The sequence below is a fragment of the Pseudonocardia sp. genome (assembly GCF_050246655.1).
Taxonomy (GTDB): Bacteria; Actinomycetota; Actinomycetes; order Mycobacteriales; family Pseudonocardiaceae; genus Pseudonocardia.
This window is the reverse complement of the sequence record NZ_JBFWVQ010000028.1, coordinates 18,531-31,233: the sequence shown is the minus strand read 5'-3', so window position 1 is coordinate 31,233 and position 12,703 is coordinate 18,531. Positions and strand designations below refer to the sequence as shown.

Genomic DNA, 12,703 nt, shown 5'->3' with positions numbered 1-12,703 from the left:
GGGACATGGCTGTACCGGCGTGCCGGGCCGCGAGGGCCCGTCAGCGCTGGGCGAAGCCCGCGTCGATCGGCAGCGAGACGCCCGTGACGTAGCGGGCCTCGTCGGAGGCGAGCCAGACGACGGCGTTCGAGATGTCGACGGGCTCCACCTGGTCGACCGGCAGCGCGTTCTGCATGTTGGCCGCCCAGGAGGGGTTGGCCTCGATGAACCCGCGGATGTGGTCGTTGTTGATGAACGGCGTGTTCACCCCCGTGGGGTGCAGGCTGTTCACGCGGATCCAGTGGGGTGCGAGCTCGTTGGCGAGCGTGCGCATCAGCCCGACGACCCCGTGCTTCGCGGCGCAGTAGTGGCCGAGGTTCACCATCCCCTTGGTGCCAGCGCTCGAACTGGTGATGACGATCGAGCCGCCGTTGCCCGCCTCGATCATCGCCGGGGCCGCGGCGCGCACCGTCCGGAACACGCCGGTCAGGTTGATCCCGATCATCTGGTCCCACTGCTCGTCGGTGATCGACCAGGTGTCGTCGACGAAGCCCGTGACGGCCGCGTTCGCGCAGACGACGTCGAGCCGGCCGAAGCGGTCGACGGCCTCGGCGACCAGCGCCCCGACCGCGTCCGAGTCCCGCACGTCGGCCTCGGTGGCGAGGACCCGCCGGTCGAGCTGCTCGACCAGCCGGACCGTCTCCTTCAGGTCCTCCGGGGTGCTCAGCGGGTACTCGACGGTGTCGAGCTGGCGGCAGGCGTCGAAGGCGACGATGTCGGCGCCCTCCTCGGCCAGCCGCACGGCGTGCGATCGGCCCTGGCCGCGGGCGGCGCCCGAGACGAGCGCGACCTTGCCTTCGAGTCGTCCGGTCATGATCTGGTCCTCACCTCGATGGTCGGATACCGGTCCGGTCAGCGGGCGGCGTCAGCCGCGAAGGGACGGGAGAGGTCCCGCAGATGGGTCTCGCGGGCGAGTGCGACGGCCACCGTCGTCACGACGGCCGCGATCGCGACGTACGTGGCGACTGCAGTGCCGGTGCCGAACGCCACGAGCAGCGCCGTCGCGACGAAGGGCGCGATCGAGCCGCCGACGAGCGTGGGCAGCTGCGCGGACAGCGACATGCCGCTGTAGCGGACCCGCGTGTCGAACTGCTCGGCGAAGAAGGCCGCCTGAGGTCCGTAGAGCGCCGAGTGGAAGACGAGCCCGCCGATCATCGCGACGGCGATCCAGACGGTGTCGCGGGTGTCCAGCAGCGCGAAGAACGCGTACGCCCACCCGGCGGTGCCGACGGCGCCGAGCAGCAGCACCGGGCGACGGCCGAGCCGGTCGGACAGCGCGCCGAAGGCGGGCGTCGCGGCGATCTGCACCAGGTTGGCGACGACCAGGGCCGAGAGCACCACCGCCTTGTCCCCGCCGTTGTGCTCGACGACGTAGACGATCACGAAGGCGGTGACGACGTAGTAGACGATGTTCTCGGTCAGCCGGGCGGCCGAGCAGATCAGCACCTGGCGCGGGAAGCGCTGCAGCACCTCCAGCACCGGCAGCGCGCGGGACTCCGGTGCCTCCTGCCGGGCGGCGAGGAACAGCGGCGCGTCCTCGACCCTGCGGCGCACCCAGAAGCCGACGACCAGCAGCACTGCCGAGAGCAGGAACGGGATCCGCCAGCCCCAGCTGAGGAACGCCTCGTCGGTGAGCAGCAGGGCGAGCAGCGCGAGGACCCCGGTCGCCATCAGGTTGCCCAACGGGATGCCCGCCTCGGCGACCGCTGTCCAGGCGCCGCGGCGGCGGCCCGGGACGTGCTCTGCGACCAGCAGCATCGCCCCGCCCCACTCCCCGCCCAGCGCGAAGCCCTGGATCAACCGGAGCAGGCACAGCAGGACGGCCGCCCAGGCGCCGATGCTCGCGTAGGTCGGGAGGAGGCCGATCGCGAAGGTCGCGACCCCCATGAGGACGAGGCTCACGATGAGCAGCGGCTTGCGCCCGATGCGATCGCCGAAGTGGCCGAAGACGATCCCGCCGAGGGGCCGGGCGAAGAAGCCCAGCGCGTAGCTGAGGAACGCGAGCATCGTGCCGATCAGGGGGTCCTCGCTGGGGAAGAAGAGGTGGTTGAACACCAGCGCGGCGGCCGCGCCGTAGAGCAGGAAGTCGTAGGCCTCGAGCGTCATCCCGGCCGCGCTGGCGGTGACGATCCGGCGCAGCCCGTGCGGGGTCGCGACCGGGACCTGGCGGGTGCTGTCCTCGACGGTCACGCCGTCGCCTCCTCGGACCGCAGCTCCACCGGCCCACCGGTCCGCTGGGAGGCAAGCGCCGCCTCCAGGACGGCCGTCACGGGCCGGACCTCCCGCGCGGACGCCTGCGGCTCGCGCTTGGTGATCACGGCGTCGGCGAACTCGCGGAACTGCCGCTCGAACGACGGGTCGCCGTGCAGGTACGGCCGCACCTCCTCCTGCACGACCGGCTCGCCACCGATCCAGAGGTTGCGGTCGTCGGCAAGGCGCATGCTCCCGGCCGGCCCGTGGATCCACCGGTCGTTGAACGGCTGGCGGGCGTTCAACGACAGGTAGCCCGTACCGAGACTGCCGTCGGCGAAGTCGACGACGACGACGGCCTCGTCCTCGCCCTCCCAGTGCTCGCGCAGCCGGCGGGTCCGCGCATAGACGCGGGTCGGCGGCGCACCGACCAGCCAGAGCATCGTGTCGACCACGTGCGGGCCGTTCAGCCCGAGGGCGAGCCCGCCGACGTCGGCGGCGGAGCGCCACCAGTCCGTGGCGAGACCGTCGGCGTAGACGCCGAGCAGCTGGACGAGGCTGACCGGGCCACCGAGCTCGACGAGCCGCTCCTTCGCGACCTGCGCGCCACGGAAGAACCGCCGGCACTGCGCGGCCATGAGGATCCGGTCGTGCCGCTCGGCGGCGTCGATCATCAGATCGATGTCCGCGACGGTGGTGGCCAGCGGCTTCTCGACGAGCAGGTGCTTGCCGCTCGCGAGCAGGGGAGCCGCGAGGGTCGCGTGGACGTGGTTGGGCACGGTCAGCACGACGGCGTCGATGTCGTCGGCGTCGAGCACCGCGGCGGCGTCGTGGTCGGCCCGCTCGGCGCCGTAGCGGGTGGCCAGCTCCTCGGTGCGGGCGCGCTCGTGCGGCAGCCCGGCCACCGAGACGAGGGTGGCGAGGTCGGCGGCCGCGGCGATGGCCTCGAGGTGGGCGGTGGCGATCCGGCCGGGTCCGACGAGCGCGACCCGCAGCTCGCCCGCGGTCATCGCGCCGCTCCGGTCGTGTGGCGGGGCAGCATGGTCTTCTCCTCGATCTGGGCGAGCACGCGGGATGCGGCGAGGTCGGCGAACTCGGGGTCGTTGAGGTGCAGGTCGAGCTCCTCGACCCGGACGACGTCGGGGTCGAGGTCGGCGAGCAGCGCGGCGGCGAGGGCCGCGCGGGCCTCGGGGTCGTCGAACGGGCCGCCGTCGACGTCGAGGGCGGAGACGCCCCGGGTGGGGATCAGGACGGTGGCCGGGCCCGTGGCGGCGTTGAGCTTCCCGGCGATGGCCCGCCCGATGCGCCCGGCCTCGTGGGCGTCGACCCGCAGGAGCGTGTTCTCCGCGTTGTGCCGGTAGAGCACCCGGTCCGCGTACTCGCGCGGGACGGATGCCGGCGGGCCGAAGTTGGCCATGTCCGTCGCGCCGAGGGAGACGACCTGCGGGATCCCGGCGCGGGCCGCCGCCTCCAGCCGGTGGGGGCCTGCGCCGAGGATCCCGCCGACGATCTCGTCGGCCCACTCGGTCGTGGTGAGGTCCAGGACCGCGTCGACGAGACCCTCGGCGACCAGCCGCTCCATCGTGCGACCGCCTGTCCCGGTCGCGTGGAACACGAGGACCTCGCACCCGGCCGCCTCGAGGCGCTCCTTGGCCCGCATCACACAGGCGGTGGTGACCCCGAACATCGTCGCCGCGACGAGCGGGCGGTCCGGGACCTGCTGCCCGCCGTCGCGGGCACCGCTCACCATCCCCGACAGCGCGTCGGCCGCGCGGGCGTAGGTGACGGCGCTGATCCGGTTGATCCCGGCGACATCGACCAGCGACGGGAAGAGCACGATGTCCGAGGTGCCGACGTAGCCCGCGGTGTCGCCGGACGAGACCGTCGTCAGGATGACCTTGGGCAGGCCGAGGGGCAGGGCCCGCATCGCGGCGGAGCCGATGGTCGTCCCGGCGCCGCCGCCGATGGCCAGCACGGCGTCCGCCCGGCCCGCGCCGACGAGCTCGGCGACGACGGCGGCCGCGCCGGCGGCCATCGTGGCCACGGCGGTCGAGCGGTCGCGGCGCTCCCGCAGCTGCGCGAGCTCGACGCCGCCGCGCGCGGCGACCGTCGAACGGTCGATGTCGGGGTCGAGCCCGGGCGCGCCCAGCACGCCGACGTCGATCACCGTGACGTCGTGGCCGTGCGCCCGCAGCCGGGCCCGGAGGAAAGCCGCGTCGTCCGCCTTCGTGTCGAGGGCGGCGAGCAGCGCGACGGTGGCAGCCATTGCTCCCGGCTCCGATCAGGTCAGATGGTGAGGATTCCGCCGTTGACGTCGAGCGTCGTCCCGGTGACGAACCGGGACAGGTCCGAGAGCAGGAAGAGGATCGCGCCGACCACGTCCTGCTCGTGGACGTTGCGCCCGAGCGGGGTCTGCTTGGCGAGCTCCACCAGGTCCTGCTCGCGGTGCAGCTCGGTGAGCAGGTCGTTCATGCGGTCGCCGACGATCCCGCCGGGGCAGATCGAGTTGGCCCGGATGTTGTCCGGGCCGAACTCCTTGGCGATGTGGCGGGTCAGCCCCAGCACGCCGGCCTTGGCCGCCGAGTAGTGGCACCCGAGGAACGGGCTCGACGTCCGTCCCGCCAGGGAGGAGAGGGCGACGATCGCGCCGCCGCCCGCCCGCTGCATGTGCGGGACGACGGCCTGGTAGGCGAGGAAGGCGCCCTTGAGGTTGGAGTCGACGATGAGGTCCCACTCGTCGGGGTCGACGTCCAGCGTGGGCCGCTGTGCCCGGTAGGCGCCCGCGCAGTGGACGAGGCGGGTGAGCGACCCGAACCGGGCCGCGGTCTCGGCCGCCACGCGCTGCATGTCGGCGCGGTCGGTGCAGTCCCCGACGAGGCCGAGCGACCGGTCCGGGAACACCTCGTCGAACTCGCGCGCCACCTCGGTGACGCGCTCGGCGGCGACGTCGACGACGGCGACGCGCCCGCCGAGCCGCAGCAGGTTCAGTGCCGCGAGCCGTCCGGTACCGCGCGCCCCGCCCGTGACGAGGGTGACGGTGCCGGACAGGCTCTCCCCCACGGCGGCCCAGTCGTAGGTGTCCTGCAGGTGGATCTGCATCGTGGCCTCCGCTGCTCAGGCGATCCGGATGTTCTTGAACTCGGCGGTCGTGTCGGCGAGCGCGACCTCGACGGGGAGGCGCTCCATGCTCGACGCTCCGACGAAACCGACGGCGTCGGTGCGTGCGATGACGTACGCGGCGTCGGCCGGGGTCGCGATCGGGCCGCCATGGCAGAGCACGAGCACGTCCGGGTTCTCCCCCAGTGCCGCCCCGGCGATGGCCCGGACCCGTGCGCACGAGTCGTCCAGGCTGAAGGCACCCTCGGTGTCCATGCCGTTGCTGCCGCCGACCGTCAGCCCCATGTGCGCGATCACGACGTCGGCGCCGACGGCGACCATCGCCTTGGCCTCCTCCGGGGTGAACACGTAGACGATCGTGAACAGGCCCAGCCCGTGCGCGATCCGGATCATCTCGACCTCGCGCTCGAAGCCGAGCCCGGACGCCTCGAGCTCCTGGCGGATCCGGCCGTCGAAGAGCCCCACGGTCGGGAAGTTGTTGACGCCGGAGAAGCCGGCGTCGCGGACCGCGCCGAGCAGCGCCGGCATCCGGCGGGTGGGATCGGTGCCGTTGATCCCCGCGACGACCGGGGTGTCGGTGACGACCGGGAGGATCTCGCGCTCGCCCATCTCCATGACGATCTGGTTCGCGTCGCCGAGTGCGAGCAGGCCGCACATGGAGCTGTGGCCCGCCATCCGGAAGCGGCCCGAGTTGTAGATGACGATCAGATCGGCGCCGCCGCGCTCGATGAACTTCGCGGAGATCCCGGTGCCCGCCCCGGCACCGACGATCGCCCGCCCGGCCGCCACCTGAGCGCGCAGTCGCCGCAGCACCTCGTCCCTTCCGAACCCCATTGGTCTGACCACCTTCGCTGGGACCTGCGCCGTGACCGGCGCCACTCATTTATGCCGATGAACAACGTAAAGACGTCGGCCATCGATGTCAACCGGCTACTGAAGCAGCGCGCGCCGACGTATAGTGGGCCGCGTGAACCTCCGCGTACCGGATGTGTCCGGCCCGAGCCCGCGCCGCGCAGGCCGGCTCGCCCTCGCGACGCCCGCCCCGAGGACGACGTCGCCGCGCGTCGCGCGGACCGGCGAGGTCCTGGACCTGGTGCGCCGCGGTGTGGCGCTCACGACCACCGAGCTCGCCGCCTCGATGGGCGTGGCCCGCTCGACCGTCACCGAACGCCTCGACCTGCTGATGCAGCACGGCCTCGTCGTCACGAGCGGCGAGACGTCCGCGGGCCGCGGCAGGCCCGCCAGCGTCCTGTCGTTCAACCAGCAGGCAGGGGTGACCCTCGCCGCGCAGGTCGGGATGAGCGGCACGTTCGCCGCCGTCACCGACCTCGCCGGCGAGGTGCTGTGGATCAACCAGGTGCATCTCGACGTCGCCGAGGGCTCCCGTGCGGTCGCGACGATGCTCCGGGAGCAGTTCGACGCGGGCCTGCGCGAGAGCGGCACGGCGGACCGGCGGATCCACGGCATCGCCGTCGGCGTCCCCGGCGACATCGAGATCGTCGCGCGCACCGGCGCCCGCGCCGCGGCGTCACCGTGGCACCCGGAGGAGATGACGACCCTGCTCCGCGAGCACTTCGGCTGCCCGGTGTACACCGACCGCGACGTCAACTACCTCGCGCTGGGCGAGCACCGCAGCTCCTGGCCGGACTCCACGTCGCTGCTGTGCCTCAAGGTCGGCACGGTCATCGCCGCCGGGCTCGTCGTCGACGGCCGGGTGGTCCGGGGCGCGGGGGGCCTGTTCGGCGAGCTCGGCCACACGAAGGTGCCCGGGGCGCGGCGACCGTGCGCCTGCGGGAGCAGGGGATGCCTGAACACCGTGGCCGGCGGCGCCGTCCTCGCCGACGAGCTGCGCGCCAAAGGACACGACGCCCACGCCGCCCGCGACGTCACGCTGCTGGCCAACCAGGGCAGCGTCGACGCGATCCAGGCCGTCCGCGACGCCGGTGTCCAGATCGGCCGCGTGGTCGCGGCCGCGATCAACCTGATCAACCCCGACGTCGTGTCCGTGTGGGGCTACCTCGTCGACGCGGGCGACCAGTTCCTCGCGGGGATGCACGAGGCGATCTACTCCGACGCACTGCCCTCGTCCGCGCGGATCCTCACGCTCGAGCAGTCGAGGCTCGGCGACGACGCCGGCATCCGCGGCGCGGCACTCACGGTCGTCGAACAGACCCTGAGTCCCGAGCAGATCGACACGTACTTCACCGAGCTCGCCGGGGCGTGAGCCCGTCCGTCAGGCCAGCGCGACGATCTCCGCCAGACCCTCGGCCAGGCACGCCACCAGCTCGTCCGGCTCGGTGACCGCGGCGCCGTCGGAGTTGATGCCGATGCAGGCCGTCCCGGCGTGCGAGAGCAGCGTGAGCATCACCGCACAACCCGGGAGCGGGCCGAACGGGTACATGCGGGTGATCCGCGCCCCAGCCATGTAGACCTCGCGGGGCAGGCCGGGGACGTTCGAGACCTGGACGTCGTTGGCCGACGACAGCCGCCCGGACACCGCACCGACGACCGGCGCGGGCAGCCACTCCATGACCGGTCCCAGGAGCCCGAGGACGTCCGGGTTCGCCCGCGCCGAGAGCACGAACTCGCGCACGACCCGGATCCGTTCGACGGGGTCCTTCTCCGCCATCGACCCGACGAGCCGGGCCCCGGTGAACCGGTTGCCGCCCTGCGGGTCGTCCTCGCGGCGCAGGCTGATCGGGAAGCCGATCGGGAGATCGCCGGCTTCGGCCCCGAGCAGCTCGTGGTAGCGGCGGAACCCGCCGATCACGGCGGCGAGGAGGCCGTCGTTGACCGAGCCGCCCACCGCCTTCGCCCCGGCACGCAGCGCGGCGAGCGGGAGGTCGAGCACGTCGAAGCGCCAGGGACCCCCGCGCGCGGCCAGCAGCGGCGACCCCGACGGTGCGACGGCGGCCCCGCCGACGGTCCGGACGGCCGCGGCGGCCCGGGACAGGGTCGCGAGGGGATGGGCCAGCGAGCCGAGCAGCCCGGCCCCCTGGCGCAGGACCTCCCCTGGCGCGGCGGTGACCGTGCGGGAGACCTGGCCGGTGAGCAGCGCGGAGGGCACCGCGAACCCGGCATCGGGGACGGGCGGCTCGGGACGCGCCGGGTCCGGTTCCGGATGGTCGCGATGCAGCTTCGAGATCAGCTGCAGCCAGCCGAGAGCATCCGTGGCGCTGTGGTGGATCACCGTCACGTACGCGGCACCCCCGCCCTCCAGGCCGTCCACCAGCAGCGCGCGCCACGGCGGGCGGTCGCGGTCCAGCGGCGCCATGGCGAACTCGGCCGCAGCGTCCAGCATCTGGCGCTGCGACCCGGGCGCGGGCAGCGTCCGGTGGTGGACGTGCGCGTCCAGGTCCAGGGAGGCGACCGTGACCCACGCGGGCGCCCCGACCCCGAGCGCGGGCTCGACCACCTTCTGGCGCATCCGCGGCACCATCCGCGACGCCCACTCGTGCGCGGCCCGGAAGCGCTCCCAGTCCGGGGCCGTGTCGAGCAGCTCCAGCATCGTGGCGTTGGCCCGCAGCCGGGGATCGGCGTCCTCGGCGCGCCACATCGCCGTCTCCAGCGGGTTCATCTCCGGGGCCGTGCCCCAGTCCAGCGGTGCGTCCGGCACGGGGCCCGCCGGGCCGGTGGCGACCCGCACCTCGTGCACCGTCGGCCGCCACTGCGCGAGCGCGTCGACGAACCTGGCGCGGACGTCCGCGACGTGGTCGTCCAGTGTCGCGACCGTCCAGCCGTCGGTGGGCACCGGCGCCAGCACCCGCACCTGCACGGTGCCGGGCCGGATGGTCGACGAGTCGCGCCACATCAGCTCGCCCGCGTTGCGGATCACGACGGGCAGGATCGGCACGCCCGCCTGCATCGCGACGTGGAACGCGCCCTTCTTGAACGGGCCCAGCGCGGGGGTGGCCGACCGGGTGCCCTCCGGCGCGATGACCAGCGAGATCCCCTCGCGCAGCCGTTGCACGGCGGGTTCGAGGGCCAAGCGGGCCTTGGCGCCGTCCGCGCGGTCCACGAACGCGACGTCCATGAGCCGAAACGCCAGGCCGAAGCCCGGCATGCTCGCGAGCTCCTTCTTCGCGACCCCGGTGAACCCGCCGCGCAGCAGCTTCGCCAGCACGAGGACGTCGAGCTGGCTCTGGTGGTTGAACACGATCACGGCAGGGCGCGCTGCGAGGTGCTCCGCGCCCTGGACGTCGACGTGCACGCCGGCGAGCGCCGCGCCGAGGTCGCCCGCGAGCGTGATCCCGAGATCGACACCGTCGCGGCGCGAGCCCCCGGTGACGAGCCCGGTGACGAGCCCCGCACCGAACCCGCCGAGCATCCCGCCGACCCCGGCGACGGTGCGCACCACGTCGGTCACGCCCGTGTGGTTGCGGGAGCGGAAGCGCGCGATCGGCCAGCCCCGGGCGCGGGCCCGGGCGGCGAGTCCGCGGCCGGGGTTCAGCGCGCGCGGACGCCCGACCGCCTCCAGGAACGGGACGTCCTCGTCGCCGTTGGAGTAGGCGTAGCTCGCCGCGAGGTCGATGCCGTGGACCGGGGCGAACTCGCGCACGGCGGCCGCCTTGCCCGCCCGCCACAGCGGCGGCCCGCCGGGGCGCCCGGTGCAGATTCCGTTCTCGAACCCGACGGGTGTCACGAGGATGTGCTCGACGCCCATCGCCCGCGCTGCGGGCTCCACCTGGAAGCGGGTGGCCGACGAGGCCAGCACCACGGTGTGCCCGGCCCGGCGGTGCGCCTCCACCAGCCGCCACGCCTCCGGGTAGAGCGAGCGGGCGATGCCCTGCACGAACAGCCGCTCCCCCAGCTCGCCCAGCTCGTCCTCGCTGCGCCCGGTCCAGGCGCGCATGCCGAGCACGAAGAACTGCTCGAAGTCGGCCTCGGTGGTGACCCCGCGCATCCCGATGAGCAGCAGCCGGCCGACATCGCCCGGGGTGACGTGCATCGAGCGCAGGTGGTGGCGGGCGAAGGTCCCGAACGAGTAGCCGTCGATCAGGGTGCCGTCGAAGTCGAAGAATGCGCCGACCTGCGGCCCCTGGGGGCCCTGCTCGACGTCGGCGACCAGCCGGTCCTCCGTCCACCGCCCGTCACGTTCACGGTTCGACACCGGCCGCCTCCTGTCGGGTCGCCGCGTCGATCTCGTCGATCGTGGTCACGCGCGCGACGACGTCCTCGACCCGCTCGGCGAACCGCGCCCGCCGGGCGGCGAGGTCGGCCCCGTCGAGCAGGCCCTGGTTGTCGGCCAGCTTCAGCGCCGACGCGAACAGCTCCCGCGACAGCGACTCGGGCCCGTGCAGCCTGCCCTGCAGCAGCAGCTGCTGGCCGAGCCCGGCCGTGGCGTCGAGGAACTCCTTCTCCGGGCCCGGTGGGCGGTCCCCGAGCGACACGAGCCTGCTGGCGACGACGAGCTGGGCGTCCAGGAACGAGCGCAGCACGCGGTGCGCGATGAGGAAGCCGGCCTTCTCCAGCAGCACCCGGCCCTCGGGCCCGGCGCCGTCCGCGCCGAGGCGGGTGAGCTCGGCGGCGAGCTGCTCGGCGTGGGTGGCGCGGTCCGGGAAGAAGAACTCGAACTTGAGCAGGTCCCGCAGCCGGGCCGCCTCGGCCGCGCGCTCGGCGGGCGGGCAGAGCAGCATCAGCTCCGCGATCGCCCGGTTCACGAAGTGGTGGATCGAGGAGTTGCGGTAGAAGGCGGCCACGAGGTGCTGGCCGCGCTCGATCGCGAACACCGCCTCCTCGCCCCCGGTGTAGGTCGTGACGACCCGCTCCGCGGTGAGCTCCGCGAGCACCCGCCGCAGGCCCTCCTCCGTGTCGAGCAGCTCGGTGGCGTGCGGCAGGCCACGTTCCAGGACGTACTCGCGCACCGGGCGCAGCACCCGCGCCACCTGCGGCAGCGTCAGCGCGCGGTCGCGCACCCCGAGCAGCGTGAGTGTCACCAGCGACGTCGCGATCACCGGGGTCACCGCGTTGATCCCGACCGCCACCTCGAAGGCCGCCTTCTGCAGCGCGAGCCGCCGCCCGTCCGGGCCCTCGGTGCCCGGCCCGGACTCCAGCCCCGGTTCCAGCGCACCACGCAGCGAGATCGGCAGCCCGAACCGCACGTATGCGGTACCGATCGGGGACAGCTGCGCCCGGGCGTAGGACGCGAGCCAGGACAGCCCCTCGCCCTTCTTCGCCGCGCCCCGCTGCTCGGCGGCCATCGCCGCCACCTCGCGCAGCTGGTCGTAGGTGATCGACACGGGCACCAGGTACGCGTCCTGCGCGCGACCCCGGTCCAGCGCCTCCGCGACGTTCGCCAGCAGCCCGTAGCGCGGCGGGCGCAGCTTTCCGGTGCGCGAGCGGCCGCCCTCCATGTACCACTCCAGGTTGAACCGCTTGGCCAGCAGGAACCCGAAGTACTCGCGGACGGCGAACTTGTAGACCTCGTCGTCGCCGAAGCTGCGCCGGATGAACACGATCCCCGCGCGCTTGGCCAGCGGCGCGAGCGGCCAGAACCGCAGGTTGTCCCCGCCGAGGACGTGGTTGCGGGGGAAGTCGTGCTCGGCGAGGACGTCCGCGAGCAGCAGCGGGTCGGCGTAGGAGCGGTGGCTGGGCAGGAACACCAGCGGGTAGCCGCGGTTGAGCTCGCGCAGCTCGGCAAGGCCGGAGGTCTCCACCTCCACCTTCCACGCCCGGGAGTGCAGCGGGCGCAGCACCCCGGAGAGCATGTCGACCGCCAGCGGGCTCATCGAGGCCACGAGCGCGTCCAGGTCCTCGCCCGCCGCGGCCGCGATGTCGTCGGGCGTGCGGCCCAGCCGGGCCGCGAGCTCGGCGACGCCGGCGCGGAACTGCGCGCTCGCCCGGATGTCCTCGACGATCCGCTTCGGAACCTTGTAGCGCCCGCCGACCAGCGCGCGCTCGGCGCGGTCCAGCGCCAGCCGCGCCTGGCGGGCCACGAAGTCGCCGAAACCGCCCGCCCCGTGCCCGGCGAACCGCTCCCGCAGCTCGCCCACGCTCGCCGGTTCCGCGACGACCACCACCGCCCGGTCCGGCTCGCGGCGCGCGATGCGGGCCTGCGCGCGGGCGGGCGGGCGGCGGGGGTCCACCAGCGAGAGCAGGTCCGTGACGCGCACCCGGCGCTGGCCGTTGCGTTCCCGCGGCAGCCAGGCGACACGCACCGCGAGGACGTCGGCGTCCGGCGCGGCCGCATCCAGAGGTCCGGCGATGGCCGACCCGGCGGCGGGCAGTACGCCGTCGGCGCGCACGCCGGTGTCGCGGACCCAGTCCCTCACGAGGGCACGCTCGACGTCGGTGCCGACGTCGGCGAGGACGAGCGTCTCGGAGGCGGTGTCCGGAGCGGGCGATGCGGTCACGGCGG

Annotated in this window: 9 protein-coding genes; 1 reads left to right on the top strand and 8 read right to left on the bottom strand. The window is 73.8% G+C overall.

Annotation, left to right across the window (positions count from 1 at the left end):
- Positions 1-40 precede the first annotated feature (40 nt).
- The 6 genes from AB7J25_RS12010 to AB7J25_RS11985 are packed head-to-tail and all read right to left on the bottom strand — an operon-like array spanning position 41 to position 6,180.
- Positions 41-853: a mycofactocin-coupled SDR family oxidoreductase gene (locus AB7J25_RS12010; RefSeq protein WP_428508190.1), complete on the bottom strand. Its 813-nt coding sequence runs from the start codon at positions 851-853 to the stop codon at positions 41-43.
- Between the two features lie 38 nt (positions 854-891).
- Positions 892-2,229 carry an MFS transporter gene (locus tag AB7J25_RS12005; protein WP_428508188.1) on the bottom strand — a complete coding sequence of 446 codons (1,338 nt, stop codon included), beginning with the start codon at positions 2,227-2,229 and terminating at the stop codon, positions 892-894.
- Positions 2,226-3,239 carry a Gfo/Idh/MocA family protein gene (locus AB7J25_RS12000; protein ID WP_428508186.1) on the bottom strand — a complete coding sequence of 338 codons (1,014 nt, stop codon included), beginning with the start codon at positions 3,237-3,239 and terminating at the stop codon, positions 2,226-2,228. The genes AB7J25_RS12005 and AB7J25_RS12000 overlap by 4 nt, the downstream gene beginning before the upstream one ends.
- Complete coding sequence (locus AB7J25_RS11995; RefSeq protein WP_428508184.1) at positions 3,236-4,495, bottom strand: Tm-1-like ATP-binding domain-containing protein; 1,260 nt, start codon at positions 4,493-4,495, stop codon at positions 3,236-3,238. Before AB7J25_RS11995 ends, AB7J25_RS12000 begins: the two co-directional genes overlap by 4 nt.
- Before the next feature lie 20 nt (positions 4,496-4,515).
- A complete protein-coding gene (locus AB7J25_RS11990) occupies positions 4,516-5,328 on the bottom strand; it encodes an SDR family NAD(P)-dependent oxidoreductase (protein ID WP_428508183.1) in 813 nt (270 codons plus the stop codon).
- 15 nt (positions 5,329-5,343) lie between these two features.
- Positions 5,344-6,180, bottom strand: coding sequence for a phosphoenolpyruvate hydrolase family protein (locus tag AB7J25_RS11985; protein ID WP_428508182.1), 837 nt, complete (start codon positions 6,178-6,180; stop codon positions 5,344-5,346).
- A gap of 133 nt (positions 6,181-6,313) precedes the next feature.
- Between AB7J25_RS11985 and AB7J25_RS11980 the strand changes: the two genes are divergently transcribed.
- Positions 6,314-7,570 carry an ROK family protein gene (locus AB7J25_RS11980; protein ID WP_428508180.1) on the top strand — a complete coding sequence of 419 codons (1,257 nt, stop codon included), beginning with the start codon at positions 6,314-6,316 and terminating at the stop codon, positions 7,568-7,570.
- A gap of 9 nt (positions 7,571-7,579) precedes the next feature.
- Here the strand turns inward: AB7J25_RS11980 and AB7J25_RS11975 are convergent, their stop codons facing one another.
- Complete coding sequence (locus tag AB7J25_RS11975; protein WP_428508178.1) at positions 7,580-10,456, bottom strand: HAD-IB family hydrolase; 2,877 nt, start codon at positions 10,454-10,456, stop codon at positions 7,580-7,582.
- Positions 10,443-12,698: a glycerol-3-phosphate 1-O-acyltransferase gene (locus tag AB7J25_RS11970; protein WP_428508176.1), complete on the bottom strand. Its 2,256-nt coding sequence runs from the start codon at positions 12,696-12,698 to the stop codon at positions 10,443-10,445. The genes AB7J25_RS11975 and AB7J25_RS11970 overlap by 14 nt, the downstream gene beginning before the upstream one ends.
- Between the last annotated feature and the right edge of the window lie 5 nt (positions 12,699-12,703).